1 protein-coding gene is annotated in these 535 nt (G+C 50.1%); it reads right to left on the bottom strand.

Features of this window, described 5'->3' with window-relative positions; genetic code table 11:
• On the bottom strand, nt 1–469 hold a 469-nt coding region (locus R8O11_RS30755; protein ID WP_318195325.1), incomplete at its 3' end, for a threonine/serine exporter family protein.
• Nucleotides 470–535: the final 66 nt, after the last annotated feature.

The raw sequence follows: 535 nt of genomic DNA, 5'->3' as shown, positions 1-535 counted from the left end.
CCAAGAAGGTCATAATAAATACGCCCCAATCGCCACCCGCTAAATGGCTGAATGCCGCGCATGATAAGCCAATCATAAGCACCACTAGCCAGCGGTTGTACCGTTCTGGGCTGATGGTATTCAGTTTTTTCTGCGCCATGGCAGCATCGAGTAACCCGCGCTCCATCATGATACAGATGCGTTGAATTTGCGTAATAACGCGCATGTTGATGCCACGATCGGCACAGCTTCGAGTAGTGGTGATGCAGTGTCCATCCATTACGGTCGTGACAACCAAGGCATTGGCTGAGAGGGCTACAGCCACTTCATGCACGCCACAAGCTAAGCCAATACGACGCATGATATCGCACACAAGCGTACTTTCTGCGCCATGGGCCAACAGCATTTGTCCGGCTTGAGCGACAAGTCGAGAAATGGAGCGTTGGTTAGATACCGTCAACTCTCCAGACGGTATGGTTTCTAGATTCATAGATAGGTCTAAGTCCTTTTAGGGTGTTGCTTACTCTCACGTGAAGGAGGTCAAACAATCCCGAAT

Source organism: Vibrio sp. 1288, from assembly GCF_033344475.1.
Note: the sequence above shows the minus strand (reverse complement) of the source record. Positions and strands in the feature narration are given on the sequence as shown.